General features: G+C 68.1%; 17 protein-coding genes. 10 read left to right on the top strand and 7 right to left on the bottom strand.

Annotated elements, in window-relative coordinates; all coding sequences use genetic code 11:
* Nucleotides 1-148: 148 nt before the first annotated feature.
* Nucleotides 149-1,072 carry a DMT family transporter gene (locus OU996_RS06890; protein WP_267584887.1) on the bottom strand — a complete coding sequence of 308 codons (924 nt, stop codon included), beginning with the start codon at nt 1,070-1,072 and terminating at the stop codon, nt 149-151.
* A gap of 105 nt (nt 1,073-1,177) precedes the next feature.
* On the opposite strand from OU996_RS06890, the gene OU996_RS06895 reads away from it, so the two are divergent.
* Entirely contained in the window at nt 1,178-2,554 is a 1,377-nt protein-coding gene (locus tag OU996_RS06895; protein WP_267585625.1) for a PLP-dependent aminotransferase family protein, read from the top strand.
* Here the strand turns inward: OU996_RS06895 and OU996_RS06900 are convergent.
* The 3 genes from OU996_RS06900 to OU996_RS06910 all read right to left on the bottom strand — a co-directional run bounded on the left by OU996_RS06900 (nt 2,551) and on the right by OU996_RS06910 (nt 8,349).
* Nucleotides 2,551-3,426, bottom strand: a complete 876-nt coding sequence (locus OU996_RS06900; protein ID WP_267584888.1) for a choline kinase family protein — start codon at nt 3,424-3,426, stop codon at nt 2,551-2,553. The genes OU996_RS06895 and OU996_RS06900 overlap by 4 nt on opposite strands.
* Nucleotides 3,427-3,608: 182 nt before the next feature.
* Nucleotides 3,609-6,059, bottom strand: a complete 2,451-nt coding sequence (locus OU996_RS06905) for a GcvT family protein (protein ID WP_267584889.1) — start codon at nt 6,057-6,059, stop codon at nt 3,609-3,611.
* A gap of 1,522 nt (nt 6,060-7,581) precedes the next feature.
* Nucleotides 7,582-8,349 (bottom strand): DeoR/GlpR family DNA-binding transcription regulator, encoded by a 768-nt coding sequence (locus tag OU996_RS06910; protein ID WP_267584890.1) that lies wholly within the window; start codon nt 8,347-8,349, stop codon nt 7,582-7,584.
* Between the two features lie 317 nt (nt 8,350-8,666).
* Between OU996_RS06910 and OU996_RS06915 the strand changes: the two genes are divergently transcribed.
* Nucleotides 8,667-9,791: an aminomethyltransferase family protein gene (locus OU996_RS06915; RefSeq protein ID WP_267584891.1), complete on the top strand. Its 1,125-nt coding sequence runs from the start codon at nt 8,667-8,669 to the stop codon at nt 9,789-9,791.
* A 170-nt stretch (nt 9,792-9,961) separates the two neighbouring features.
* On the opposite strand, the gene OU996_RS06920 is transcribed toward OU996_RS06915, so the two are convergent.
* Nucleotides 9,962-12,259 carry a DUF1989 domain-containing protein gene (locus tag OU996_RS06920; protein WP_267584892.1) on the bottom strand — a complete coding sequence of 766 codons (2,298 nt, stop codon included), beginning with the start codon at nt 12,257-12,259 and terminating at the stop codon, nt 9,962-9,964.
* Nucleotides 12,260-12,288: 29 nt separating this feature from the next.
* On the bottom strand, nt 12,289-13,647 hold the full coding sequence (locus OU996_RS06925) for a flavin-containing monooxygenase (protein WP_267584893.1): 1,359 nt from the start codon (nt 13,645-13,647) through the stop codon (nt 12,289-12,291).
* A 334-nt stretch (nt 13,648-13,981) separates the two neighbouring features.
* On the opposite strand from OU996_RS06925, the gene OU996_RS06930 reads away from it, so the two are divergent.
* From OU996_RS06930 to OU996_RS06960, 7 genes are all read left to right on the top strand, one after another.
* Nucleotides 13,982-14,584, top strand: coding sequence for a dimethylamine monooxygenase subunit DmmA family protein (locus OU996_RS06930; protein ID WP_267584894.1), 603 nt, complete (start codon nt 13,982-13,984; stop codon nt 14,582-14,584).
* Entirely contained in the window at nt 14,581-15,543 is a 963-nt protein-coding gene (locus OU996_RS06935; protein WP_267584895.1) for a PDR/VanB family oxidoreductase, read from the top strand. The genes OU996_RS06930 and OU996_RS06935 overlap by 4 nt, the downstream gene beginning before the upstream one ends.
* 18 nt (nt 15,544-15,561) lie before the next feature.
* Complete coding sequence (locus OU996_RS06940) at nt 15,562-16,629, top strand: heme-dependent oxidative N-demethylase family protein (RefSeq protein WP_267584896.1); 1,068 nt, start codon at nt 15,562-15,564, stop codon at nt 16,627-16,629.
* A gap of 27 nt (nt 16,630-16,656) precedes the next feature.
* Entirely contained in the window at nt 16,657-17,355 is a 699-nt protein-coding gene (locus OU996_RS06945; RefSeq protein WP_267584897.1) for a helix-turn-helix domain-containing protein, read from the top strand.
* 164 nt (nt 17,356-17,519) lie between these two features.
* Nucleotides 17,520-18,464: an ABC transporter substrate-binding protein gene (locus OU996_RS06950; protein ID WP_267584898.1), complete on the top strand. Its 945-nt coding sequence runs from the start codon at nt 17,520-17,522 to the stop codon at nt 18,462-18,464.
* 110 nt (nt 18,465-18,574) lie between these two features.
* Nucleotides 18,575-19,687: a quaternary amine ABC transporter ATP-binding protein gene (locus tag OU996_RS06955; RefSeq protein ID WP_267584899.1), complete on the top strand. Its 1,113-nt coding sequence runs from the start codon at nt 18,575-18,577 to the stop codon at nt 19,685-19,687.
* Nucleotides 19,684-21,669, top strand: a complete 1,986-nt coding sequence (locus tag OU996_RS06960; RefSeq protein WP_267584900.1) for an ABC transporter permease — start codon at nt 19,684-19,686, stop codon at nt 21,667-21,669. The genes OU996_RS06955 and OU996_RS06960 overlap by 4 nt, the downstream gene beginning before the upstream one ends.
* Nucleotides 21,670-21,722: 53 nt before the next feature.
* On the opposite strand, the gene OU996_RS06965 is transcribed toward OU996_RS06960, so the two are convergent.
* On the bottom strand, nt 21,723-24,071 hold the full coding sequence (locus OU996_RS06965; RefSeq protein WP_267584901.1) for an acetamidase/formamidase family protein: 2,349 nt from the start codon (nt 24,069-24,071) through the stop codon (nt 21,723-21,725).
* A 298-nt stretch (nt 24,072-24,369) separates the two neighbouring features.
* On the opposite strand from OU996_RS06965, the gene OU996_RS06970 reads away from it, so the two are divergent.
* Nucleotides 24,370-25,464, top strand: a complete 1,095-nt coding sequence (locus OU996_RS06970) for a TRAP transporter substrate-binding protein (RefSeq protein ID WP_267584902.1) — start codon at nt 24,370-24,372, stop codon at nt 25,462-25,464.
* The last annotated feature ends 6 nt before the right edge of the window (nt 25,465-25,470 follow it).

The following is a 25,470-nucleotide window of genomic DNA, read 5'->3' on the forward strand; positions in this document are numbered from 1 at the left end:
ATTCGAACGGTACCAATATGCCCCGACGCATCAAGAGGGGGAAAACTTCCCTAGGGAACCCTAGGGGCAAAGAAGCCGACGAGTGTGGCGTGGCTGCACCACCCTGGATAGCAGCTTCGTTCGCCCGCACGCCCTGTTGCTGGCCCTTTCAACGCGCCGGAGCGGGCTCGGCGCGCGGCGCGGTGGAGCCGGCGAAGCGCCGGGCCCCGGCGACGCAGGCGACGATGCCGAGCGTCACCGCCAGCATGGTCGCGTTCACCGCCTCGCCGAGCAGCAGCCCGGCCAACGCCAGGCCGAAGAACGGCTGGAGCAGCTGCAACTGGCCGACCGCGGCGATGCCGCCACGCGCGAGGCCGCGATACCAGAAGATGAAGCCAATCAGCATGGAGAACAGCGAGACATAGGCAAGCCCCGCCCAGGCGCTCACCGGCACCTGCGCCAGCGAGGCCGGCCACAAAGAAGCGGTCAGCACCAGCATCAGCGGTAGTGCCAGGACCAGCGCCCAGGAAATGACCTGCCAGCCGCCGAGCCGGCGCGAGAGGCGGGCGCCTTCCGCATAGCCGAGGCCGCAGACGATGATCGCCGCCAGCATCAGCGCATCCCCCAGCGGCGCGGCGCCGACGCCTTCGCGCAGGGCGAAGCCGACCACCAGCGCGCTGCCGAGCAGCGAGAACAGCCAGAAGGCCGGGCGCGGCCGCTCGCCGCCGCGCAGCACGCCGAACAAGGCGGTGGAGAGCGGCAGCAGGCCGATGAAGACCACGGAATGGGCGGAGGTGATGTGCTGCAGAGCCAGCGCGGTGAGCAGCGGGAAGCCGACGACCACGCCGAGCGCGACGACCAGCAGCGGCACGATGTCCGCCCGCGCCGGCCGGCGCTCGCGCAGCAGCACGAGAAGGCCGAGCGCCAGCAGCCCGGCGATGCTCGCCCGCGCGGTGGTGAGGAAGACGGGATCGAAGGCGAGCACGGCGGCGCGCGTCGCCGGCAGCGAGCCGGAGAAGATCACCATGCCGGTGAAGCCGCTGATCCAGCCGCCCGTCCTGTCGCTCGTCCCGACGCTTGCGCTCACCGTCATCATTCGCTCCCTGGCCTCGAAGCGTCATGCGCCGTGCGGCGTGGACGCTCCAGAGACGGTCCCATACAGTTGACAAGAACTGTATGGGTGTCGGGGGCAGTACGCATGGCGGCGACGCGGATCGAGGCGGTGATGGCGGCTCTGCGCGGGCGGATCGGGCCGCGCGGCCTTGCCGCCGGGGCGAAGCTGCCCTCGGTGCGGGCGCAGGCGCGGGCGATGAAGGTCTCGGTCTCCACCGTGGTCGAGGCCTATGAACGGCTCGCCGCCGAGGGCGTCATTCAGGCGCGGCCCGGCTCGGGCTTCTATGTGACGGGTGTGGCGGCGTCGGCGGGACTGGCGATCCCCGGTCCGCCGCGCGAGCGCGAGGTCGACCCGCTCTGGATCTCCCGCCAGTCGCTGGAGGCCGGCGAGGCGGTGCTGAAGCCCGGCTGCGGCTGGCTGCCGGCGTCGTGGATGCATGAGGCGGGGCTGCGGCGCGCCTTGCGGAGCCTTGCCCGCGCGCAGGCGGCGACGCTGACCGACTACGCCACGCCGCTCGGTCTGCCGGCGCTGCGCGAGGTTCTGGCCCGTCGCCTCGCGGTGAGCGGCATCGAGGCGGGGCCGGAGCAGATCCTGCTCACCGAGTCCGGCACGCAGGCCATCGACCTGATCGGGCGGCTGCTGCTGGAGCCGGGCGCCACGGTGCTGGTGGACGATCCCTGCTATTTCAACTTCCACGCGCTGCTGGCGGCGCATCGGGTGAATGTGGTGGGCGTGCCCTACACGCCGAACGGGCCGGATGTGGAGGCGTTCGAGCAGGCGCTCGCCACCCATGCGCCGCGCCTCTACATCACCAATTCGGCGATCCACAATCCGACCGGCGCGGTGCTCTCCCCGGTCGTCGCCCATCGGGTGCTGAAGCTCGCCGAGCGGGCGGACCTGCTCATCGTCGAGGACGACATCTTCGCCGATTTCGAACCGACGCCGGCGCCGCGCCTCGCCGCTTTTGATGGCCTCGCGCGGGTGATCCACATTGGCAGCTTCTCCAAGACGCTCTCGGCCTCGGTGCGCTGCGGCTATATCGCGGCGCGGCCGGACTTCATCGACGCGCTGGCGGATCTGAAGATCGCCACCAGCTTCGGCGGCGGGCGGCTCGCCTCCGAACTGCTGCTCGCCGCGCTCACCGATGGCGGCTACCGCAAGCATATGGAAAGCGTGCGCGCCCGGCTTGCCGTGGCGATGGCGCGGAGCGTCGACCGGCTGGAACCGCTCGGCATCACGCCCTGGCTGGTGCCGCGCGCCGGCATGTTCCTGTGGTGCCGGCTGCCGGAGGGGCGCGACGCGGCGAGCCTCGCCCGCGCCTGCCTCAAGGAGGGTGTCGTACTCGCGCCCGGCAATGCGTTCAGCCGGGGCCAGACCGCCAGCGGCTTCCTGCGCTTCAACGTGGCGCAGACGCTGGATGAGCGCGTCTTCGCGGCGCTCGCGCGAGGGCTCAGCGACTAACCCGCCATCGCATCCAGTTCGGTGACGGCGGCGGCGAGGCGGGCGAGGTTTTCGCCCGTATAGGTGCGGTAGTCGAAATCAATGGTCGAGTGCATTTCCGAGACCATGCTCCATAAGGCCTCGCGCAGCAGCGAGGCGACCAGCATGGCCTGCAATTTCAGCATCAGTGCGTCATCCGGCGCGCGGTCGTAATAGAGGCCGAGCATGTCCGCCCGCTGGGCGGCGTCGAAGCCATTGTTCGAGGCGAGGCCGCCGAGATCGAACAGCGGCGTGTTGAAGCCGGCATAGTCCCAGTCGATCAGCCAGAGCCGCGCGCCGTCGTCGATGAAATTGGCCGGTAACAGGTCGTTATGACCGAACACGATCTCGCTCGGCCCGACCAGCGTCTCGACCCGCGCGGCCAGCGCGGCATAGGCCGGCAGGTCGTCCTTCAGCCGGTGGTCGCCGTCGCGCAGCGCGTGGAGATAGGAGCGCAGCACGTGGAAGGTCCAGAAGGCCAGCGCCGGCCCGCGCAGATGGCGGGTGACCTCTATATGGGCGCGGCGCACCAGTTCGACGACGCGCGGCAGGTTCGCCCGCACATCGGCCTCGCCATAGGTCCGGCCCTCGATGAAGTCGATGACCAGCAGCCCCGGCTCGGCATGGCGCAGGCGAGGGGAGATGCCTGCCGCCTCCGCCGCGCGGGCGGCGGCGAGCTCGTTGAAGCGCATGACATTGTGGCGGGGAATGTCGTCGCCGAGCCGCACGACGTATTTCGCCCCGTCATCCTCCACCACGAAATTGGTGTTGGTGATGCCCCCGCCGAGCGGGCGCGGCTCGACGCGGGAGCCCCAGATCGGCAAGGCGCGGATGCGGTCGGCGGCGGTGGTCATGGCGGGCTATCCGGTGGGCGAGAGAGGATGCGTGCTGGCGCCAGGCGAGGCAATCGGCGTGCCGCGCCTGAGCCACCCGAGCGCCGTCATGGCCGGGCTTGGCCCGGCCATCCACGACGTGGGCTGGTCGCCAAGCGGAAGTCGTGGATGCCTGGCCCAAGGCCGGGCATGACGTTGCTCTCTCAGCTGAAAATGCGTGCATTCTCCGGGTCGTAGAGCGCGCCGAGATGGAGCTTGGCCGGCACGCGCTCGCCGGCGACTTCCAGCTCATAGCTGCCGGTGAGCAGGAAATCATCGTCGAGCCCGCCTTCCGGCCGGCGTACATAGCCATAGCCGATGGGCAGGCCGACCGTCGGCCCGAAGCCGGCCGAGGCGAGCCAGCCCATGCGCACGCCGTCGCGGTAGATGGTCTCGCGCCCGAGCAGGATGATGGCGGGGGCCGCCACGGTGAAGCCGGCGAGGCGCTTGGTGAGCGGCTGCGCGGCCTTGGCCTCCAGCGCCTCGCGGCCGATGAAGGGCAGGCCGGAGCCGAGCTTCACCGCCCAGCCGAGCCCGGCCTCGATCGGCGAATGGTCCGGCCCGACATCCGAGCCCGAGGCCCAGTAACCCTTTTCCAGCCGCAGGCTTTCCAGCGCGCGGTAGCCGATATTGGTGATGGTGAATTCCGCCCCCGCCGCCATCAGCGCCTCATAGACGCTGGCGGTGAATTCGGTCGGCATGTGCAGCTCATAGCCGAGCTCGCCGGCATAGGTGAGGCGCAGCGCCCGCACCGGCGCGCCGGCGAGGCGGATCTCGCGCAGCGACGCATAGGGGAAGCCGGTATTCGACACATCGTCGCCGGTGAGCTTTTCCAGGAGCGCCCGGCTGTTCGGGCCGATCAGCGTCAGCACGCCATAGGCCGAGGTGATGTCGATGAGATGGGCGTCGAGTTCCTCGGGTATGTTGCGGCGGATCCAGTCGAAGTCATGGGTCGCCGCGCCGGTGCCGGCGATCAGGTAGTAGGAGGTCGGCGACAGCCGGGCGACGGTGATGTCGCATTCGATGCCGCCGCGCCGGTTCAGCATGGGCGCGTAGGTGACGGAACCCACGGGGCCCGCCACATCCGCCGCGCTGATGATCGACAGCGCCGCCTCGGCATCGCGGCCAACAGCCAGGAACTTGGCGAAGGAGCTCTGGTCGAGGATGGCGAGCGAGGCGCGGGCGGCGCGGTTCTCGCGCGCCACCGCATCCGCCCAGTTCGGCCGGCCATAGGTGTAGATGTCCTTTGCCGTTTCGCCATCCGCCGCGAACCAGTTCGGCCGCTCCCAGCCGAGCTTCTCGCCAAACACCGCGCCCTGCGCGGCCAGCCGGTCATAGAGCGGGGAGCGGCGCAGCGGGCGCCCGCTGGCGTGCTCCTCATGCGGCCAGGCAATGGTGTAGTGCTTGCCATAGGCTTCCAGCGTGCGGGCTCGCACCCAGGCGACATCCTGATGGTTGCGGCCGAAGCGGAGAATATCGACGGGGGAGAGGTCATAGGGCGGGCGGCCATCGCCGGCGATCCATTCCGCCAGCGCCTTGCCGGCGCCGCCGCCCGAGGCGATGCCGAAGGCGTTGAAGCCGGCGCCGACATAGAAGCCGGTCAGCTCCGGCGCCTGGCCGAGAATGAAATTGCCGTCCGGCGTGAAGCTCTCCGGGCCGTTGATGAGTTCCTTGACGCCCGCCGTCTCCAGCGCCGGCACGCGGCCGAGCGCCAGCTCCATGATCGGCTCGAAATGATCGAAGTTCGAGGGCAGGAGCTGGAAGTTGAAGCCCTCGGGAATGCCGCCCTCGGCCCAGGGAAGTGGGTTCGGCTCATAGCCGCCCATGACGAGGCCGCCGACCTCTTCCTTGTAATAGGTCAGCCGATCGGGATCGCGCAGGGTCGGCAGGTCCGGCGTCACGCCCTCGATCCGCTCCGTCACCATGTACTGGTGCTGCACCGAGACGAGGGGGACATTGACGCCGGCCATGGCGCCGACCTCGCGCGCCCATTGCCCGGCGCAGTTCACCACGATCTCGCAGGCGATGTCGCCGCGGGTCGTGCGCACCGTGGTGACGCGGCCCTTCTCGACCGTGAGGCCGGTGACGGTGGTGTCCTCGCAGATGGTGACGCCGTTCATCCGCGCGCCCTTGGCGAGCGAGGCGGTGATGTCGGAAGGGTTGGCCTGCCCGTCGGTCGGCAGGAAGGCGGCGCCGACGACATCGGACACATCCATCAGCGGCCAGAGCTTCTGCGCCTCCAGCGGGGTGAGCAGGTGCATCTCCAGCCCGAAGGAGCGGGCGGTGGTGGCCTGGCGCTTCACCTCGGTCCAGCGCTCTTCATTGCAGGCGAGGCGCAGGCCGCCATTCATCTTCCAGCCGGTGGCAAGGCCTGTCTCGGCCTCCAGCGTGCGGTAGAGCTTCACGCTCTCGCCGAGCAGCTGGGTGATGCCGGCATTGGAGCGCAGCTGCCCGACAAGGCCGGCGGCGTGGAAGGTGGAGCCGGAGGTGAGCTTGTGCTTCTCGACCAGCACCGTGTCGCGATAGCCCATCTTGCCGAGGTGATAGGCGGTGGAGGCACCGATGATGCCGCCACCGATGATGACGATGCGGGCCTGGATGGGGACGGCGGACATCGCGGGGCTTTCCTGCTGCGAAGGATGCCGGAAGGGTCGGGCGAGGCAGCGGGGTATGTCAACACATTTCCACACAATGCCACATGATTTGTGGGTTTGGTGGAGGTGTGTTGGTCTTCACGGCGCGGTGCAGGACGGCACGGCGCGGCGCCCGCTCCTCGTCCCCGGTCCCTTGCCCCCGTCCCTTGCCCGCGCCCCTCGTCCGTTGTCATCCCGGACGGCCAAAGGCCGATCCGGGATCGCGTGCCGCCTTGGTCACACCGTCCCCGCCCCAACGCCGTCATCCCCGGACTTGATCCGGGGATCCACGACTTGGGGCCGTGCGCGGCGAGCCAAGTCGTGGATGGCCGGGCCAAGCCCGGCCATGACGGTGTGCGGGGGATGAGAGCGTCATGCGATCCCGGCTCTCCGGCTTCGCCTGCGGCCGGGATGACGAATGGACGACCCCGCACCAAAACCCCCGCGCCGCATCGCGGCCGGGGCTCTGCGCCGTTCCCATCCGCCCGTGGAAGGGCGCGCGGGGCACCGGGGCGGACGCCAACGGCGGCCGCCTGCACCTTTGTTTTGAAAGGTGGTGCAAGCCTTCACTCAGCCAACCGACACGCCGTCCCCGGCGCCCCGCACGCGGTGTTTTCTGGCTTGCTTCGGGAGGCCCCTGGAGGAGTCAGACTTGCTATCCTCCACTGAAGGCGGCGCCCACGCGCTTGAAGGCGCGTAGCATCCCGCCCGTGAACGGCGCTACGCCGCACGGGAACACCCGACTTGGGCCGCGACGCCTCCGGGTGCGTTACTCCCGCCGACGCCGCCACCGCCCCCATCCCCCACGCCGGCCGCTCCGGACGCACCCCTCGGTGAGGACAGGTGCGGGCAGGATGACGGAGATTGGGGTGAATGTCTAGGTTTATTTTCCTAGGCAGATCTCTCGCCACGCCGGTGCGTCGGCGCCTCTGCCCATCGCCGCGCCTGTAACCGTCATCCCGGACGGCCGCAGGCCGATCCGGGATCGCGTCCTGCCCCATAGAGCGCCGTCATCCCCGGGCTTGGCCCGGGATCCACGACTTGGCCGGGCGCGACAGCGGCAAGTCGTTGATGGCCGGGTCAAGCCCGGCCATGACGTCGTTAAGGGTGGCGGCGTCGCCCCCGAGGTTGGCCACCCGTTCCGTCCCCGCGCGTCCCGCCCTCACCCCGTCATCCCCGGACTTGATCCGGGGATCCACGACTTGGGGCCGTGCGCGGCGAGCCAAGTCGTGGATGGCCGGGTCAAGCCCGGCCATGACGGTGTGCGGGGGGATGAGCGCGTCGGATGACGATCCCGTCTCTCCGGCTTCGCGGAGCCTGCCCTTGGGCTTGCCAAAGGCAAGACCCGAGGGGCCGGGATGACGACGGGTGGGGCCGGAATGACGGCAGGGCGGCAACGCGTGACGCCGGCCCCATTATGCAGCGCCATCCCGGACGGCCGAAGGCCGAGCCGGGATCGGGGGTCTTTCCTCACACCCGCTAACTTGATGCGGCGGTCCGCCGCTCACCCCCGCCCCTCCGGCAGCAGGATCGCGACCTCGGCCGCCGCGCATTGGGCGATGAAGCTGTCGGGGGGCGGCAGGTCGGTGACGATGGCGTCGACCGCGGCCAGCGGGCAGACGGTGACGGAGGCCTCGCGGCCGAACTTGCTGTGGTCGGCGATGACCCAGGTTTGCTCGGCCTGCGCCATGGCGGCGCGGGAGAATTCCGCCTCGAACAGATGGAAGTCGGCCAGCGCGCCGTCGCTGGTGATGGCGCCGACCGACAGGAGGGCGTAGCGCAGCTTGAACTGGCCGATGAAGGCGATGGCCGAGGCACCGAAGGCCGCCGCGTCCTCCCCGCCGAGCTCGCCGCCGGCCATGAAGACGCGGTTACCGTTGCGCGAGGCGAGGCGGTAGGCGATGTGGGCGGAATGGGTGACGATGGTCAGCCGCGCGCGGGCGGTCAGCGCGTCCGCGACATAGGCGGAGGTGGTGCCATTGTCGAGAAACAGGCTGTCGCCATCCTCGATCCGCGCCGCCACCAGCCGGGCGATGGCGAGCTTGGCCTCGCGGTTCACCTGCATGCGGCGCTGGAAGGGCGGCTCCTCGGCGCGCTCGGGCACCATCACCCCGCCATGGAAGCGCAGCAGCTCGCCCTCCGCGATCAGCGGCTCGATGCTGCGCCGGATGGTCTCGGTGGAGACGCCGAGCCGCACCGCCAGCTCGGTGATCGAGCAGCTGCCCGTGCCGCGCACGATCTGCATCAGCTCGCTGCGACGCTTCGCGGACATGGGCAGCTCCCGCCTGTGTGATCCTCTCACCTGAATGCCACGAAATCCCACAGCCACGCCATGAAAAGCCGAGGCTTGCGGGCGGTGTGCGCGCGGTTTTGCGGGCCCCTTGGCCGCAGGCCGCCGCTCGGTCTGTTCATGGCGAGAAAATGCGTTTCTCTTGGAGAAATATTCTTGACAGCCTCGCGGGTGGGTGCAAGCATCCTCATTGTGAGCCTGAACCGTGGCCGTGCATTCGTCCGGTGGCGGTGGCTTGTTTCCAGTGAAACTGTCCAGCGTCCTGCCGTCCGCCTCGTGGAACGAAGGTTTCCTCTGCCATGACCGCTGCCTTTCCGCGCAATTCCATTCTGAACGAGCGGCATATCGCGCTCGGCACCAAGTTTGAATCTTCCTGGAACGGGATGCCGCTGCCGCAATTCTATGCAACCGATCCTTATGAGGAAGTCGCCACGATCCGCTCCAAGGCCGGGCTGATCGATGTGTCGTCCCTCAACCTCGTCAACGTCTCCGGCCCGGAGGCCGAGGCGCTGCTCAACGCTGTGCTGACCTCGGACATCGCCAAGATGAAGCCGGGCCAGTCGGCCATCAGCAACATCGTCGACGATGAAGGCTCGCTGATCGACGACGTGCTGGTCTATCGCAACGGCCCGCAGGATTTCCGCCTGTCGCATGGCTCGGGCAAGCTGGAGGAGGTGCTGGCGCAGTTCAGCGCCGGGCGCGACGTGACGGTGGCCAATGATGGCGACACCCATGTGCTCTCGCTGCAGGGCCCGCTGGCGCTGGAGATCCTCAAGCCCTACGCCTCGATCGACCTGACGACGCTGAAGTACTTCGAGCATGCCCCCGCCATCCTGTTCGGCCGCGAGGTGACGCTGGCGCGCGGCGGCTATTCGGCCGAGCGCGGCTATGAGGTGTTCTCCAAGGCGGCCGACACCGTGTTCATCTGGGACGCGATCCTGGAAGCCGGCAAGCCTTATGGCGCCATGCCGGTGTCCTGGCAGAGCCTCGACATTGTCCGCGTCGAGGGGGCGCTGCTGTTCTTCCCCTATGACATGCCGAAGGGCGACGAGACCCCCTGGGAGGTCGGTGCCGACTGGACGGTGGATCTCGACAAGCCGGCCTTCCGTGGCAAGGAGGCGCTGATCCGCCGGAAAGCCGAGGCGCGCGTCGTGCAGCGTGGCATGGAGATCGACCATCACGAGCAGATCGAGCCCGGCGCCAAGCTGTTCAAGGACGGCGTGGAGGTCGGCTCGCTGAACTCCTCGATCTATAGCCGGCACCTCATGCGCTCCATCGCGCTGGTGCATGTGGTGCCGGAACTGGGCGCCTTCGGCACCGAGTTCGAGGTGGTCGGCCCGCAGGGCAGCTTCACCGGCCGGCTGGTGAAGACCCCGTTCTACGACCCGCTGCGCCTGCGCACCCATCCGCTCGAGGAGCGGTGAGGCTTTTTTGCAGCGTCATCCCGGACGGCCAAAGGCCGATCCGGGATCGTCGGCAGAAGGGAGAGCGATCCCGGCTCTGCGCGGCTCTTCGGCCGGGATGACGCCATGGGATGCGACAAGGCCGGAGCTCCTATGCTCCGGCCTTGTCGTTTCAGCCGGTCCGCGCCCGCTTACGCCCGCACGCGGCTCTTGGTCGGGTCGTAATGCGGGAAGGGGACGATGCTGGCCGTGATGCGCTTGGCGTGGCCGTCGAGCTTGCCAATCTCGACGCTCTCCGCTCCCGCTGCGCTGACATCGAGCCTCGCCAGCGCGATGATGTGGCCGAGCGTCGGCGAGCGGGTGGCGCTGGTGACGACGCCGACCTGCGCGCGCCCGTTGAAGATCGGGTCGCCATGGCCGACCGGCTCGTTGCTGGCGATGGCGAGGCCGACCAGCTTCTTTGAGGGATGCTCGCGCCGGCGGGCGAGCGCGGCCTTGCCGATGAAGTCGTCCTCCTTGGAGGCGGGCACGGTGAAGCCGATGCCGGCCTCGAACGGGTCGGTCTGATCGCAGAACTCATAGCCGGCAAAGGCGAGCCCGGCCTCGATGCGGACCATGTCGAGGGCGAGGAGGCCGAGCGGCTCCAGCCCATAAGGCGCGCCCGCAGTGATGATCGCGTCCCACAGCTCCGCGCCGCGGTTCGGATGGCACCAGATCTCGAAGCCGAGCTCACCGGTATAGCCGGTGCGCGAGACCATGACGGGGATATCCGCCCCGGTCTCGGAGGTCACCTTGCCGATGGTGAAGCGGAACCATTTCAGCTCATCGGCGCTCGGCTGGTGCGCGGGGGTGGTGAGGATGGCGCGCAGGATATCGCGCGATTTCGGGCCCTGAAGCGCGAGATTGTGCAGCTGGTCGGTGGAGGATTTCACCACGGCGTGGAGGCCGTGTTTCGCCGCCAGCTCCCGCAGCCAGACGCCGCAATAATCATCGCCGCAGACTAGGCGGAAATTGTTCTCGCCGAGCCGGAATACCGTGCCGTCGTCCAGCATGCCGCCATGCTCGTAGCACAGCGCGGTATAGACCACCTGCCCGACGGCGAGCTTGCGGATGTCGCGGGTGACGGCGAGTTGCACCAGCCGCTCGGCATCCGGGCCGAGGATCTCGAATTTGCGCAACGCCGACAGGTCCATCACCACGGCGCGCTCGCGGCAGGCCCAGTATTCCTCGATCGGGCCTCCGGCGTTGAAGCAGTCCGGCAGCCAGAAGCCCTTATACTCGCTGAATTTGCGCGTCAGCGCCGAGGTTCGGGCGTGGAAGGCGGTCTCGCGCGTCAGCCGCGGGGCGGAATCGGGCGTCATGCGGTGGGCGATCCCTCTGGAGAAGCTGTTGGCGCCGTCATAGACGCGCACATGGATGTCGGTCGGGTGCCAGGCATTGGAGGCGTCGATATCGTCGGCGCAGGAGGAGGAGGCGCAGACGAGATCGGTGAGCGCGCGCAGCAGCACATAGTCGCCCGGCCGCGACCAGGGCTCGTCCATGCCGATGCGGTCGCCCGGCGAGACGAAGGTGTTGTAGAAGAAATTGACCGCCGGCCAGCCCATTTTCGGCGCGATGCCATAGGGCGCGAGCGCGCGGTTGAAATTGTCCGTGCAGTTGTCGTGCCCGGGATAGCCCATATCGTCGTAATATTTGGCGTTGCAGGCCAGCATGAAGGTGTCGTGCCGGCCGACCGTGTCGCGGATCACCTCGACCAGAGTGGTCTGGTCCTCGTCGAAATATTTCGAGTGCAGGCCGGGGCCGGGGCTGGCCGAGCCCATCAGCGTGCGGGTGGTGGTCGGGTCCAGCCCCTTCTCGCGGCCGGCGCGAAGCTTGGCGGCGTCGAAGGCGAGGAAATCCGAGCATTGCTGCCCGTCCACGTCGATGATCTGGATGTAGTCGCCGGCCTTCACCTCATAGGCGCTGGCCGAGGCGGCGCGGATGCGCAGATCGAGCGTGGGTTCCGCGAGCGGCGGGGGCACCGTGCCGCTGGAGGGCGCGGCGGGCTCGATCTCGACGATCAGGTCGGTCGGCGCGTCCTGCGCGGCCGGGTCCATCGGCCCGCCCGGCGCGATAAGCACGCAGCGCAGAGGAGCGGGGGCGGTGAGGCTGACCGCGCTGCCCGGCGCGGCATGCGCGCCGAAGAGGGAGAACGCCGCCGCGCCGGCGCCGAGAACGGCGCGGGCTGATTCCGGCAGCGTCTCCGCCAGCGTCGCCGCCAACGTCTCGGGCGCGGGGGTGAGATCGCCGAGCGGGCCATCCAGTCCCGCGACGACGAGGAGGCCGGGCTGGCCACCCTCGGGGTCGAGAATATGGGCGCGGTCGCCGGGCTTCAGCTCGAAGCTGATGAAGCCGCCTCCTTGTGCCACATGGCGCAGCCGCGCGGGATTGATCCGCCGCGCCGCCGTGCCGGCCGACCCCGGCGGGATGTTGCCGAGCTGGATGTTCATGGCGTTTCCTCCCGCGGGGCGACGTCGGCCTATTCGGCCGCCACCGCCGGTGGATTGATGAAGGCCTCGAAGGAATCATCCAGCGCTTCCAGCCACTTGGTGTGGTGCGGCGGCGCCTGGTTGCCGGTCATGATCGAGGTGTAGGAATTGTCCCGGTAGCCCATGATGTCACGCTCCTTGTCGTGCTCCCACACCTTGAACAGGGCGGCGGCAGCGTCGAGGTCAAACATCGGGTAGTCGGTGGCCGGGATCAGCTCCTTCATATAGTCGGTCTGGAAGTCGATGGCGTCGAAGGCGGTCTCAATGGTGCCTTCCTTCGCCAGCCAGCGGGCGATGTCGGCGGCGATGTCGGCATCCGAGGGCAGGGTGATGCGGCCGAGGATGATGTCGCGCACATACCAGGCCTGCGCGTCGAACATGTTGAACGTGTAGTACTGGTCCTGCATGCCGAGATAGAACAGCTTGTGGTTCGTCTCCCACATCACGCCCTTGTAGAGATCGGGCGGGTTCATGCGGTTGGCGCTCTTCAGTCGCATCTCGTCCGGCAGGAACGGGTAGTGGTGCAGATAGCCGGTGCACAGGATCACCGCATCGACGTCCGTGCTGGTGCCGTCGATGAAATGCGCCGTGCGGCCGTCGAACTTCTCCAGCAGCGGCTTCTCGGTGAAGCAGCTCGGCCATTTGAAGTTGGAGCGGCGGGTGCGGTAGCTGAAGGTGATCGACTTGGCGCCGTATTTGTAGCACTGGCTGGCAATGTCCTCGGCCGAATAGGACGAGCCGACGACCAAGAGATCCTTGCCGACGAACTCGTCGGCGGCGCGGAAGTCATGGGCGTGCATGACGCGGCCGGGGAACATCTCGATGCCCGGAAAATGCGGCACGTTCGGCGTCGAGAAATGGCCGCTGGCGACCACGACATAATCGAACACCTCGGAATAGAGGTGGTCCGTCACATGGTCCTTCACCGTGAGGGTGAACTTGCCGGTCTCGTCGGAGTAATCGACCCAGCGCACCGGCGAGTTGAAGCGCACGCTCGGCTTCAGCCCGGCCTTCTCGACCCGGCCCATGATGTAGTCATGCAGCACGGCGCGCGGCGGGTAGGAGGGGATCGGCCGGCCGAAATGCTCCTCGAAGCTGTAGTCGGAGAATTCCAGGCATTCCTTCGGGCCGTTCGACCAGAGATAGCGGTACATCGAGCCGTGGACCGGCTCGCCATACTGGTCGAGCCCGGTGCGCCAGGTATAGTTCCAGATGCCGCCCCAGTCGGACTGCTTCTCGAAGCAGACGAATTCGGGCACTTCCGCCCCCTTCTTCTGCGCGGACTGGAAGGCTCGAAGCATGGCCATGCCCGACGGGCCGGCACCGATAATGGCGACGCGGATGCTCATGTGCGTGTTCCCGTTGTCCTGGTCGACACTGGTCTCTGGACGGTTCTCTGGAGGTGCCGGTTGACCCGTCCTTAGGGCGGCGGGCCTTTTGCCGGTCTTTGTGCAAAGCCTCGCTGATATTTCTTTCTTGTCAATATAGTTTCCTGATGAGAATTTGGCGGGCGTCGCGCCGCCGCGATCATCAGCGCGCCTAAACAATGAGCAGGCGCGCTCCTTGACGGCCAAAGTTTCCTGAGAAACACTTCTGTTTATCGCAAGGAAACTTTTTGCCTCCCGTTTGAGGCATGTTCCGGGCGAGCATCCTTCGTGCCAATCGGCTCGCGAGACCGCTCCCATGCTGATTTCCAACATCAAGAGCCGGCCCGTTTATGAGCGCCTGGCGATTGACGGTGCCGGGCGCCGCCATCTGGTGCTGAGCGACGCGCCGCGCCCGCTCGGCGCGGTGATCGACGGCAGCGAGAGCGCCGGCGCGCCGCTGGCCTATTGGGTGGTGGCCGGCACCTCCGCCGTCGACGGCCAGCCGCAGGCGGGCGCTGCCGGCAATGCGACGGAGGTCGAGACCCGCGCCTTCCGCGCCGCCGCCCATCTGTTCGACCGGCTCACCCATCGGCTCGGGCAGGAGACGGTGGGCCTGCGGCTCTACGCGGTGGGCGAGGAGGGCTTCATCTGGGAAGTCGCGAAGCTCGCCCGCGCCGCCGGGCTGGAAACCGAGGAATGCCGCACCGCCCATGCCGGCTCGCTGCGCCGCCGGGTGTTCTGCGTCCATTGCAAGACCATCACCGAGGGCGTGACCACCAGCCTCGCCGCCTGCGCCGGCTGCGGCGCGCAGCTCGTGGTGCGCGACCATTTCTCCCGGACCCATGCCGCCTTCATGGGCGTGCAGGCCGATGCCGAGGCGCCGGGCGACCTGCCCCCGGTGGAGGAGCTGTTTCCATGACCGCCACGCCCAAAGGACCGACCATCGCCCTGCGGGTGGCGGCCGTCACCCCGCTCTCGCCGACGCTGAAGGCCTTCACCTTCGTGCCCGCCGCTGGCGGCCTCGTGCCGCCCTCAGGGCCGGGCGCGCATCTGCGCCTGTTCCTGCGCGACGGCGGCAAGCTCCACAAGAACGCCTATTCGCTGATCGCCAACCCGGCCGATCGCAGCCATCTGTCGATCATCGTGCGCCGCGTCGCCGCCTCGAAGGGCGGTTCGGCCTTCCTGCATGAGCAGCTGGGCGAGGGCGATGTGATCGAGGCGGGGCTGCCGGCCAACCTGTTCCCGGTGACCCGCACCGCGCGCCGCCATCTCATGGTCAGCGGCGGCATCGGGGTGACGCCCTTCCTCGCCTATATCGCGGCCTTCGCGGCGGAGGGCACGCCCTGGGAACTGCATCATTTCTGCCGGCCGGATGAGCGTGAGGTGTTCGCCGCGCTGCTCGCCCCTTATGCCGGGGGCAGTCTCCACATCCATTGCGACGGCACGCTGGACGGGCTCGACGCGGCGCTGCGGCGCCAGCCGCTCGGCACGCATCTTTATACCTGCGGGCCGGAAAGCCTGATGGGCGCGGTCTTGGGGCAGGCGCAGGCGCTTGGCTGGCCCAAGGTGCGGCTGCATTCGGAATCCTTCGGCGGGGCGGTGGCGGGCGGCGCGCCCTTCATCGCCGTGCTGAAGCGTTCCGGCATCGAGGTCGCGGTGGATGCCGAGACCGGGCTGCTCGACGCCATCGAGGCGGCGGGCGTCGAGGCGCCGTGCCTGTGCCGGGGCGGGGCCTGCGGCCAGTGCCTCATTGAGGTGGCCGACGGCGTGCCGGAGCATCGCGACCATTTCCTCGACGCGGAGGAGCGCGCCTCCAACCGCTTCATCATGACCTGCGTGTCGCGTTCGCGAACGCCGCGCCTCGTCCTCGACCTCTGACGGCAACGGAGACCCGCCATGAACATTCCGTTCAAGCCGAACGAGACCTTCCGGGACGATTACAGCTACGCCAATTCGGACGCGGCGGTGCTGCGCTTCCCGTTCCCGTTCCCCGAGGACACTTACATGTACTCGGTGAATATCGAGCCGCATGTGCCGGGCGGGCCGACCCCGGCCTTCGACAACCCGTTCGATGTCGACGAGCACTATGTCGCCGAATGCCGCGAGCGGGCGAAGGTGCTGGAGCAGGATCCCAGCCGCTGCAAGGTGCTGCCGCACATGATGGCGGCGGAATGGGACACGCTGGAGCTCATCATGGAGAGCTTCGCGGCATCCTATCCCGAGCACTTCACCCTGACCCGCGAGGGCACCAGCTGGACCTGGGAGAACCGCCCGCTCGGCATCCGCGACAGCTTCACCTTCGGTGACGCCTCCACCCTTCCGCTGCCGCCTTTCGAGTACATCACCCGGCAGGCGCAGGGCGACTTCACCCTGCAGGACCAGCGCGAGGACAATCTGTTCATCGATGGCGGCATGGTGACGACGCAGGCCGACTGGTCGATGGACTTCAATGTCGGCATGACCTTCCACCAATGGCACGGGCCGGTGCCGCTGGCGCATGAGAAGGGCGTGTTCGACCGCGCGCTGAAATTCCTGCTGCGGCTCCAGTTCGGCGCGCCGGTGCGCCGGCTTAACTGGACGATGACGGTCAATCCGCGGCTCGACACCAGCCCGGAGAACTACCCGCAATGGGGCCCGGACCGCACCACGCTGACGCCCGACAACGTCGCCCGCAAGCTGCATCTGCGGGTGGAGTTGCAGACGCTGTTCCGGCTGCCGCGCTCCAATGCCATTCTTTTCGGCATCCGCTGCTACCTGTGCAGCATCGAGGATCTCGCCCGCGTCGAGCTGTGGGGCAAGCGCCTGCACCGCGTGCTGCGCGACCTGCATCCCGACATCGCCGACTATAAGGGCACGACGCGCTACCGCGAGATGGCGGTGGCCTATCTCGCGCCCTTCGACGACGGTGCCGCGCTGCCCACGGGTACGGCGCCGCGCCAGTCCATCCTGACGCCTCGGGGCTGAGCCTTCATGCGGATGCCCCTGCGGAGCATGACCCGGCCGCCGGCCGCGCCGGAGGGCGAGGTTCGGGTGGACGAGACCGTTGCCGTTATCAACGCCGCGATCGCGGCGGCGGCGCCCGCGTCCCCGGCGGCGCCGTCGAGCGAGCCGCGCGTCGCCAACCTCACCGTCGAGCAGGCCATCGGTGCGCAGATCCGCCAGCACCGCAAGCGGCTCGACATCACCAGCGCCGAGCTCGCCGCCACCGCCCGGATCTCGCCCGGCATGATCTCGAAGATCGAGAACGGGCAGATCTCCTCCTCGCTGGCGACGCTGACCGCCATCGCCAGCGCGCTGAACGTACCCATCGCCTCATTGTTCGCCGGCTATGACGACCGGCGCGACTGCTCCTTCGTCAAGGCCGGGCAGGGCGCGGCGACCGAGCGGCGCGGCACCAAGGCCGGGCACATCTATGAGCTGCTGGCGCAATCGCTGGGCACCGATGTGGCGATGGAGCCCTTCCTCATCACCTTGCCGGAGGGCGCCGCGCCATATTCGGCCTTCCGCCATAGCGGGGTGGAACTGATCTACATGCTCACCGGCTCGGTCGGCTACCGCCACGCCGACAAGCTCTATCACCTGGAGCCGGGCGACACGCTCTACTTCGACGCCTCCGTGCAGCACGGGCCGGAGGAACTCTATGCGCTGCCGATGAGCTACCTGTCGATCATCGTCTACCCGAAGGAGTGAGCGCCGGGGCGCCTGCCCGCACCCGGCCCGCCTGGGTGGCCCGCAATTTGCCTCTCAAGAAAGAGATGTTCCTCTAAGGACACTTTGACGACGAAAGACCGTCTCCACGAACGATCCTTTGACGACGCGTTGCCTCCAAAAATCCATCCGAGGGAATAAGCACGATGCGCGTTCACCGTCTTCTCAAGGCCGCTATCCTGGGCGGCATGCTGGCCGCCTCCAGCCTCACCGCTCCGCTGGTCGCCCAGGCGCAGGAATCCAAGGATCCGATCATCATCGCCCTGCATGACTGGACCGGGCAGCACATCACCTCGCACATCGCCGGTGAGCTGCTGAAGGCCAAGGGCTACAAGGTCGACTACGTCACCATCGACTATCTCACCGGCCTCACCGCCATGGAGAATGGCGACGTGACGGTGATGACCGAGCTGTGGGCGACCACGGCCGGCGACGCGATGAAGGCGTCGGACGCCACCGGCAAGACCGAGAATCTCGGCCCGCTCGGCCCGGCGGCCAAGGAAGAGTGGTGGTATCCGCTCTACATGAAGGAGAAGTGCCCCGGCTTGCCGGACTGGAAGGCGCTGCTGAAGTGCGGCGAGGCCTTCTCCGCGCCGGAAACCGCGCCCAAGGGCCGCTATCTCGGCATGGAAGCGACCTGGGGCGGGCATGACCCCGAGCGGATCGAGGCGCTGGGCCTGCCTTTCGTGGCGGTCGATGCCGGCACGGAATCGGCGATGTTCGCCGAGCTGAAGTCGGCCTATGAGCGCAAGGCGCCGATCATGCTGTGGGTTTACTCGCCGCACTGGGTGCCCTCCGTCTTCGAGGGCGAGTGGGTGCAGTTCCCCGAATATACCGCCGCCTGCTACACCGACCCGAAATGGGGCATCAATCCCGACAAGGCGTTCGACTGCGGCAAGCCGCATGGCGACATCTTCAAATACACCTCCGCCGAGACCAAGAAGAAGTGGCCCGGCGCCTATGCCGTGCTGAAGAAGCTGAAGGTCGACGGGCCGGAGCTGAACCTCATGGTCAAGGAAGTCGACGTCGACGGCAAGCCGCTCGACGAGGTGGTCGCTGCCTATGTGACCAAGCACAAGGCCGAATACTGATCCCGGCCGATCGGACCCGGCCGGCACAGCGCCGGCCGGCCTGAGCGCGGATGCCGCCGCCCGCGAGCGGCGGCATCGACCCCGCCGTACCGACCACAGATGAGGGCCCCATGGCCATGGTTTCGCTCGCCCAGGGGGCGCCCGCCCAAGGTTCAGCCCCGCAGGCGCCGGCACTCCCGACCGGCAAGGCCCGGCTCGCGGCCGATGCGCCGCCCGCCCTGGTCTGCCGTAATCTGTGGAAGGTGTATGGCGCCAACGCCGAGACCTTCCTGCGCGAAAACCCGGAAGCGACGCCCGCCGAAATGCGCGCCGCCGGCCTGTTCGCCGCCGTGCGCGACGCGACGCTGGAAATCCGCCAGGGCGAGATCTTCATCATCATGGGCCTGTCCGGCTCGGGCAAATCCACCATCGTGCGCTGCCTCTCGCGCCTCGTGGAGCCCACCGCCGGCGTGGTCTTCTACGAGCACCAGAACCTCCTGCGCATGAGCCCGGACGAGCTGATCCAGCTGCGCCGGCATAAAATGGGCATGGTGTTCCAGAACTTCGCCCTGCTGCCCAACCGCACCGTGCTCGGCAATGTCGCCTTCCCGCTGGAAGTGCAGGGCGTGGGCAAGGAGGAGCGCGAGGAGCGCGCCCGCAAGGTGATCGACCTCGTCGGCCTCACCGAGCGCGCCGGGCACTACCCGCGCGAGCTGTCCGGCGGCCAGCAGCAGCGCGTTGGCATTGCCCGCTCGCTCGCCGCCGAGCCGGCGCTGTGGTTCCTCGACGAGCCGTTCTCCGCGCTCGATCCGCTGATCCGCCACGAGATGCAGAACGAGTTCCTGCGCCTGCAGCGCATGCTTTCCAAGACCATCGTCTTCATCACCCATGATTTCGACGAGGCCATCCGCCTCGGCGACCGCATCGCCATCATGAAGGACGGCGTCATCATTCAGGTTGGCACGCCCGAGGAACTGGTGCTGAAGCCGGCCTCCGACTATGTCGCCGCCTTCACCCGCCATGTCGCCCGCGCCAAGGTGCTGACCGCTGGCGGCGTCTGCGTGCCGGTGACGCCCGGCGAGCCGCTCGGCCCGGTGGTGCCCGCGCAGGCGCTGCTGGCCGAGGTGGCGGCGACGGTGCTTGCCGCCGACGCCCCGGCCGCCGTGGTCGACGCCGACGGCGCGCTGCTCGGTAAGCTGGACCGGGCGAGCCTCATCGCCGATCTCGTCGGGAGCAGCCAGTGAGCGAGGTCGCGCTGCCGCAGAGCCGGGCGCTGGCCCGCATCCCCACCGGCTGGATCGTTGCCGGTCTGGTCGCGCTCGCCGTGCTGGTGCCCTATGCGGCGCCACAGACCTTCGCCTGGGCCAAGGCCTACCCGGCGGCGTGGATCGTGCCGGTGAGCGACTGGCTGAAGGCCTTCCTCTACTGGCTGGCGCGCGACCTCTCCTTCGGCCTGTTCACCTTCAAGGAGATGACCCGCTTCATCTCCGGCCTGTTCGGCTATGCGCTCGCCGTGCCCAAGGCGCTGCTCTCCACCGGCATCACCTTCGGCGACGAGGCCGGCGCGCTGCATATTCCCCGCCTCTCCTGGGCCGGGCTGATCGTCGCCGTCACGGTGTGGAGCTATCTGCTGGGCGGGCTGCGCCTCGCCATCCTCGGCTTTGTCGGCTTCACCTACATTCTGGTCTTCGGCCAGTGGGACAGCGCCATGGTGACGCTGTCGCAGGTGCTGCTCGCCGTGCTCTGCGGCGTCGCCGGCGGCATCGGGCTCGGCATCCTCGCCTACCGCGTGCCGCGGCTGGAGAGCGCGGTGGTCGCCGCGCTCGACTTCATGCAGACCGTGCCGACCTTCGCCTATCTCGTGCCGCTGGTCTTCCTGGTCGGCGTCGGCCCGGTCTCCGGCATGCTGGCGACCATCCTCTACGCCATGCCGCCCATGGTGCGCGTGACCATGATGGCGCTGAAGCGCGTGCCGCCGGAGCTGGACGAACTCGCGCGCATGACCGGCTGCCAGCCGCGCCAGGTGCTGTGGAAGGTGCTGGTGCCCTCCGCCCGCGACGACCTGCTGGTCGGCGTCAACCAGGTCATCATGCTCACGCTGAACATGATCATCATCGCCGCCATGATCGGCGCCGGCGGCCTCGGCTTCGACGTGCTGAACGCGCTGCGTCAGGCCAACGGCCTCGGCAAGGGGCTAGAGGCGGGCCTCGCCGTGGTGGCGCTCGCCATCGTGCTCGACCGGATGAGCCGCGCGCTGGTGGAGCTGCGCCCGGTGCATGGCGCCGCCGCCACCCGCCGGCGCCAGCTCTTCTGGGCCGGCCTTGCCGCGCTGATCGCCTTCACCGTGCTCTCCCTCGCCTTTCCCGCGCTTGAGGCGCTGCCGGCCGAGTACCGGATCTCCACCGGCTCGATGTGGTCGGATGTGGTGAGCTGGGTGAACGTCAACCTGTTCTCCACCGCCGACGCGCTGCGCACCTTCCTGCTGCTCTACATCCTCGTGCCGGTGAAGACCTTCCTGATCGGCTTCCCGTGGATCGGCCTGCTGGCGGTGGTCGGCGGCGGGGCGTGGGCGCTGGGCGGCTGGCGCTTCGGTCTCGGCATGGCGGCGCTCATGGCCTTCATCCCGATGGCGGGCCTGTGGGAGCGCGGCATGACGACGATCTATCTGTGCTCGATTTCCGTCATCATCGCCACGCTGATCGGCCTGCCGCTCGGCTTCCTCGGCAGCCGCTCGGAGCGCATGCACCATTTCCTCGGGGCGATGTGCGACACGCTGCAGACGCTGCCTTCCTTCGTCTATCTGCTGCCGGTGGTGATGCTGTTCCGCATCGGCGACGTCTCGGCGCTGGTGGCGATCGTGCTCTACGCCATGGTGCCGGCGATCCGCTTCACCGACCATGGCCTGCGCCGCGTGCCGCCGAGCCTGCAGGAGGCCGGCACCATGGCCGGCTGCACCGGCGCCCAGCGCCTCGCCAAGGTCGAGCTGCCCTATGCGCTGCCGGAGATCATGCTGGGGGTGAACCAGGTGATCATGATGGCGCTGTCCATGCTGGTGGTATCGTCCTTCGTCGGCACCAATGATCTCGGTAAGCAGATCCAGGTGGCCATCTCGCAGGCCGATCCCGGCAAGGGGCTCTCCGCCGGCCTCGCCATCGCCTTTCTCGGCATCATCGCCGACCGCATGATCGGCCGCTGGGTCGCCAATCGCCGCGCCCGTCTGGGGTGACCGACGGGCGGTGCGGGTCTCCGCTGGAACCGGGACAGACGGTCGTCGGACATCTATGAAAAGATGTCCTTGCTGATTTTTGCATGGACGCCCCAGTTTCCGTCGGCCACCTGGGTCACGCCGAAATCCACCGCGACCGACATCAGCGAGATCGCCTCGTCCTCGTCGAGACCATAGCGTTCCATCAGGAACTTGCGGGCGGCACGGAAGGCGCTGCGCAGGGCGCGGCTCAGCGAGGAGCGCTTGAAAACCTCGGACTGGGCGTTGCGCCCGAGCTCGCGCAGGTAGTTCGTATAGCTGAAGCCATGCAGCAGCCAGGCGTCGGGCGTCTCGATCAGCGGGGCGCCGAGCCCGTTCAGGAAGGATTTCTCGGTCTCCCCGCGCTTGTGCAGCACGAGGCGGACCTCGCCGGTCAGCGAGCATTCCAGCGCCGTGCCGCTGATCTCGCCGTCGCCCTGGGCGAGATGGGGGTCGCCAATGGACAGCAGAGCGCCGGGCACAGCCACGGGCAGATAGACGGAGGAACCCTTGCCGGCGCGCCAATTGTCGATATTGCCGCCGAAATAGCCGGGCGGCACCGAATCCACCATGTCGCTCTCGCGGGGAGCCACCGCGATGAAACCGAAATGCGGGCGGACGGGAATTCGCACGCCCGTCAGCACCTTCTCGCGCTTCTCGATCCGGCTGTGATCGACGGGGACGCCGGGATAGTCGATGGTTTCGTGCACCACGCCGAACGGGTCGATCTGCGGGGCCCAGCGGAAGGAATAGACCGCCTCTGCGAACCCGCTCTCGCCAGCGGCATCGGTGCGGTAGATGGTGATGACCTCGCGCTTGCGCGGCTCGTCCAGAACATCGTCATGGTGAAAGCCCCACGCCGCCGCCGCGTTGGAGCCAAACGCATAGCCGGCATAGGCCGGGTTTGCGCTCGGGCGGGGCTTCAGGTCGAGAATCTCCACCTCCAGCACGTCGCCCGGCTCGGCGCCGTGAACGAAGATCGGGCCGGTGCAGATATGCACGCCGAAGCCCTCGCCGGCGCCACGTCCGAAAATGGAGGCGTTGACCGGCCCGGCGCCGCGACGGTCGACGGCCTTGTAGTCGGCGGTCCAGCGAAACACGCTCTCCGCGCCGGGATCGCCCGCGATCATGCGCTCATGATCGTCATAGGCGTGCTGCGTCAGGGTCTCGATGGTCACCTGCGCGCCGGAGCGCACGCGCAGGGCGGGGGGAATGGTGCGCGAGAGATAGCCCCAATGCACCGTATCGCGCGACACAGGCAGGTGATGATGACCGGGCTCGACGAGCTCGCGCGGGCGCACCGGTGCCGGAAGGTCCGGGGCATCGGCGCCGATGGCCGCCGCCGGCGCGGGACGGACAGGGCGTGAGCCGGAATGCATGGGGCGGCCCCGCGTCCACCGGGTTTCCACCGTCGCGCCGGAGGACTTGCGGTAGTCGCGCGGTGAGATGCCATAGGCCGCGCTGAACACACGGCTGAAATGCGCCTGATCCGCGAAGCCCCAGCGGAAGCCGATCTCGGCGATGGAGCGGTCCGCATGCTGGGGGTTCACCAGGTCGAGCCGGCACTGCTCCAGCCGGCGGTGACGCACATGATCGGAGAAGGAGCGGTCCTGCCCCTCGAACAGCCGCTGGATATAGCGGGCGGACAGGCCTTCCGCGCTGGCGATATCGTTCACCGTCAGCTCCGGTTCACGCAGGCGCGCCTCGATCTGGGCGCAGATGCGGGCGAAATGCGCGGCCTGCACCTGGGTCGCGTTATCCTCCTCTGGCCGCGCCTCCGCCAGCAGCGCGGAAAGGACGAGTTCGGTGATCGCCGGCTCCGCGGCCATCACGTCGCCATCCTCCATCACCGCGAAATGCGCGGCCAGCGCCCGCATCAGCGGCCGGGCGACGGCCGCCGAAACGGTCTCGCCGAGCACCAGCGTCGGCACGGTCGCGGCGCGACCAAACCGGCCCACCAGCCGCTCGCGGGGCAGACACAGCAGCAGGAGCTCGAAATCGTTGCGGAACTGGACCGAAAAGGGCATGGCCGGGTCGCACACCCAGAGGTCGCCATCGGCGAATTCGGCGGCGCGTCGGCCGGAGTCGGTGAGGTGACCGCGCCCATAGGTCACGAAGCCGATGAGAATCGCCGCCTCGCTCCCCTGCGGCTCCCGTGACTTCGGCGAGGCCTTGGCCACGGCCGCCAGATTCTGCGCGCTGGAGCGCAGCAGGGCAAAGGTCGCCTGCGTGGGCGAGCGCTTGATCGAAACTTCGCCGAAATGGAAGGCGTCGGCATGGGTACGTTGCGCGGCGAGACCCAGCGAGGCCAGCGTCTCGCGCCATGCCGCCTCCTGCTTGGAGGCCGGAAAGGCGTTGATCGAGATGGGAACGGCTCGGTTCATGGCAGCGAAACTCATGGGCGAAGGAATGGCGCAGGCGGCGCCCGATCTCCAGTGAAGCACTTTGACGAATGGCGCACAAAAACTTGTCGCGGTGCGAGGCGCCGGCGGTGCACAAATCCTCGTCAACTTGAATTAAATATCTGAATTATATCGATATTTATGAACATCGGGGCTGTGCTACCTCCGCCTCTTCTGTGCACTTGCCTCTTTAGGGGCATTGCCGATGCCGCGCCGCAGCGGCTTAGTGGCGCCCGATCACGGCGCCGCATGTGGCGCCATCCGGACAAGGGGAACAACAATGGATCGTCGTGGATTCCTGGGCGCCGGTCTGGCGGGTACGGCCGCCGTCGCCACCATTGCCGCGCCGCATGTCGCGCGCGCCCAGCAGAGCTTCAGCTGGAAGATGACTAACGCCTATGGTCCGGGGGCGCCCTTCTATGTCACCGGGCCCGGCAGCCCGACCTATTTCTGCGATCTGGTCGGCAAGATGTCCGGCGGGCGGCTCACCATCCAGCATTTCGCCGCCGGCGAGCTGATCCCGGCGCTGGAAGGCTTCGACGCCGTCTCCTCCGGTACGGTCGAGATGAACGCCGCCAACTCCTATTTCTGGGCCGGCAAGGTGCCGGCCGCGCAGTTCTTCACCTGCGTGCCGTTCGGCCTGAACTTTCAGGGCCAGAACGCCTGGATCTATCACGGCGGCGGCCTCGCCCTGTGGGAGGAGCTCTACGCGCCGTTCAACCTCGTGCCGATGCCGCTCGGCAATACCGGCGTGCAGATGTCCGGCTGGTTCCGCAAGCCGATCGAGAAGGTCGAGGATTTCAAGGGCCTGAAGATGCGCATCCCCGGCCTTGCCGGGAAGGTCTATGCGCAGCTCGGCGTCGATGTGAAGCTGCTGCCCGGCGGCGAAATCTTCCCGGCGCTGGAGCGCGGCGTGATCGACGCGGCCGAGTTTGTCGGCCCCTATCAGGATCGCCGCCTCGGCCTGCAGAAGGCGGCCAAGTACTATTACACCACCGGGTGGCACGAGCCGAACAACGTCACCGAACTGGTCATCAACAAGGCCGCCTGGGAAAGCCTGCCGGACGACCTGAAGGAAATCGTGCGCGCCGCCGCCATGGCCTGCAATGTGCTGAGCCACACCTGGTGCGAAGCGGTGAACGGCGAGGCGATGACCGACCTCGTGAAGAACCAGGGCGTGATCGCCGGACCGCTCCCGGCCGATGTGGTCGCCAAGCTGCGCGAGGTTACCAAGACCACGCTCGACGGCATGGCCGCTGCCGATCCGAAGGTGAAGAAGGTCTACGACTCCTTCAGCAAGTTCGCGGCCGAGCACAGCCAGTGGGCCGGGCTCTCGGAGGCCGTGTATCAGACGCAGATCCGCAAGGGCTCATGAGTTCGG

The sequence above is a fragment of the Ancylobacter sp. SL191 genome, assembly GCF_026625645.1.
Classification (GTDB): domain Bacteria; phylum Pseudomonadota; class Alphaproteobacteria; order Rhizobiales; family Xanthobacteraceae; genus Ancylobacter.

Excerpts from the sequence above, each read along its gene's own strand:
- OU996_RS06915 (WP_267584891.1), top strand. The coding sequence starts at position 8,667 with ATGACCGCTGCCTTTCCGCGCAATTCCATTCTGAACGAGCGGCATATC.
- OU996_RS06920 (WP_267584892.1), bottom strand. The coding sequence starts at position 12,259 with ATGAACATCCAGCTCGGCAACATCCCGCCGGGGTCGGCCGGCACGGCG.
- OU996_RS06900 (WP_267584888.1), bottom strand. The coding sequence starts at position 3,426 with ATGACCACCGCCGCCGACCGCATCCGCGCCTTGCCGATCTGGGGCTCC.
- OU996_RS06905 (WP_267584889.1), bottom strand. The coding sequence starts at position 6,059 with ATGTCCGCCGTCCCCATCCAGGCCCGCATCGTCATCATCGGTGGCGGC.
- OU996_RS06965 (WP_267584901.1), bottom strand. The coding sequence starts at position 24,071 with ATGAACCGAGCCGTTCCCATCTCGATCAACGCCTTTCCGGCCTCCAAG.
- OU996_RS06950 (WP_267584898.1), top strand. The coding sequence starts at position 17,520 with ATGCGCGTTCACCGTCTTCTCAAGGCCGCTATCCTGGGCGGCATGCTG.
- OU996_RS06890 (WP_267584887.1), bottom strand. The coding sequence starts at position 1,072 with ATGACGGTGAGCGCAAGCGTCGGGACGAGCGACAGGACGGGCGGCTGG.
- OU996_RS06925 (WP_267584893.1), bottom strand. The coding sequence starts at position 13,647 with ATGAGCATCCGCGTCGCCATTATCGGTGCCGGCCCGTCGGGCATGGCC.
- OU996_RS06895 (WP_267585625.1), top strand. The coding sequence starts at position 1,178 with ATGGCGGCGACGCGGATCGAGGCGGTGATGGCGGCTCTGCGCGGGCGG.
- OU996_RS06940 (WP_267584896.1), top strand. The coding sequence starts at position 15,562 with ATGAACATTCCGTTCAAGCCGAACGAGACCTTCCGGGACGATTACAGC.
- OU996_RS06970 (WP_267584902.1), top strand. The coding sequence starts at position 24,370 with ATGGATCGTCGTGGATTCCTGGGCGCCGGTCTGGCGGGTACGGCCGCC.
- OU996_RS06935 (WP_267584895.1), top strand. The coding sequence starts at position 14,581 with ATGACCGCCACGCCCAAAGGACCGACCATCGCCCTGCGGGTGGCGGCC.
- OU996_RS06930 (WP_267584894.1), top strand. The coding sequence starts at position 13,982 with ATGCTGATTTCCAACATCAAGAGCCGGCCCGTTTATGAGCGCCTGGCG.
- OU996_RS06945 (WP_267584897.1), top strand. The coding sequence starts at position 16,657 with ATGACCCGGCCGCCGGCCGCGCCGGAGGGCGAGGTTCGGGTGGACGAG.
- OU996_RS06910 (WP_267584890.1), bottom strand. The coding sequence starts at position 8,349 with ATGTCCGCGAAGCGTCGCAGCGAGCTGATGCAGATCGTGCGCGGCACG.
- OU996_RS06955 (WP_267584899.1), top strand. The coding sequence starts at position 18,575 with ATGGCCATGGTTTCGCTCGCCCAGGGGGCGCCCGCCCAAGGTTCAGCC.